2 protein-coding genes are annotated in these 1,434 nt (G+C 31.5%); one reads left to right on the plus strand and one right to left on the minus strand.

Translation table 11 applies throughout. The annotated features are described in order from the left end of the window. Window positions 1-220, plus strand: a 220-nt coding sequence (locus A9G30_RS04350) for an IS3 family transposase (protein ID WP_176700843.1), incomplete at its 5' end; no start/stop codon positions are given. Window positions 221-543: 323 nt separating this feature from the next. Here A9G30_RS04350 and hemW read toward each other — a convergent pair. Continuing rightward, a partial coding sequence (gene hemW, locus A9G30_RS04355; protein WP_065588173.1) for a radical SAM family heme chaperone HemW occupies window positions 544-1,434 on the minus strand: 891 nt, incomplete at its 5' end.

A 1,434-nucleotide genomic window follows, 5' to 3' on the forward strand; every position in this document is an offset into this window, starting at 1 on the left:
CATTGAGCGTTCATTAAGCCATAAGGGATGCCCTTATGATAATGCTGTGGCTGAAGCAACATTTAAAGCGGTGAAAACTGAATTTGTGTCAAACACGATTTTTGATTCACTTGAACAACTCAGGTTACAATTTAATCACTATGTGGATTGGTTTAATTACAATAGGCTTCATTCGTCTTTAAATTACCAGTCACCCATTGAATATAAAATGAATCTATGACTTTATCTTTTTGGTACTAAAAAGTGTGGACATACCACCTGAATTAAAGCAGTTCCTTTCTTACACTTTTATTAAATAATAATTAAAAGCAATGAAGTTATCAAAGTATAGGTAAAAAAATCCCAATAACAAAGTTATTGGGAAAACATAAGGAATAGGAAAACAATGAAATAAATGCATTGTCGGGATACATTATGCCTTTATTTTTTAAAAATGTCTGTAAAGTTATGCGAATGATTGCTTAAATAGTTGGTACCTATTACGTTAAATAATCGTAAAGATAGGCTCTAATTGCCTTTGTCAGAAATTAATATTTAATTTAGCTATAAAAAGAACTCTAATAATGAGTTTAGAAATAGTTTTCCATGTTCAGTTATTTGCCAGTTTTGTTCGTCTTCAATTAAATAGCCTTTTTCAATGGCCATTGTTATTTGTTTATCAACTATCTGTAATGATAAATAAGTCCGTTGTTCAAATTCGTATTTTGGCACTGGCTCAAATAGCCGAAATCGATTCATAAAAAACTCAAAAGGTAACTCTTGTTTTGGAACTTCATAATATTTATCTAAATAACGTCCTTCTAAATACCCTTTTGGATGACGCGTTTTTATGGTGCGGATAATTTTACCATCAGATTGGGTTAATTTGCCATGGGCGCCACAGCCAATCCCCAAATAGTCCCCAAATCGCCAATAATTTAAATTATGTTCGCATTGAAAACCTTTTTTAGCATAAGCAGAGGTTTCATATTGCTGGTAACCGTGTTTAGTTAATAATTGATGACCTTGTTGGTAAATTTCCCAAAGTTTATCGTCATCTGGTAAAACAGGCGGTTTTGAACTAAATAATGTATTGGGTTCAATGGTTAATTGATACCAAGATAAATGAGGTGGATCAATAACAATAGCTTGTTTTAAATCATATATAGCATCATCAATACATTGACTTGGTAACCCATGCATTAAATCTAAATTAAAACTTCTTAAATTTAATGTTTTGGCTAATTTTCCTGCTGTGAATGCTTCTTTGGGATTATGTATTCTCCCTAATTTTACAAGCTTATCGGCTTGAAAGCTTTGTACACCAATGGATATTCGATTGATACCAGCTTGTTGATAACCATTAAACCTTTCTATATCAATAGAATTTGGATTGGCTTCAATAGTAATTTCAGCATCATTATCTACGGGAATGATCTTATTTATATTTGATAA

This window comes from Gilliamella sp. Fer4-1, assembly GCF_001690515.1.
In the GTDB taxonomy this organism is placed as follows: Bacteria; Pseudomonadota; Gammaproteobacteria; order Enterobacterales; family Orbaceae; genus Gilliamella; species Gilliamella apicola_C.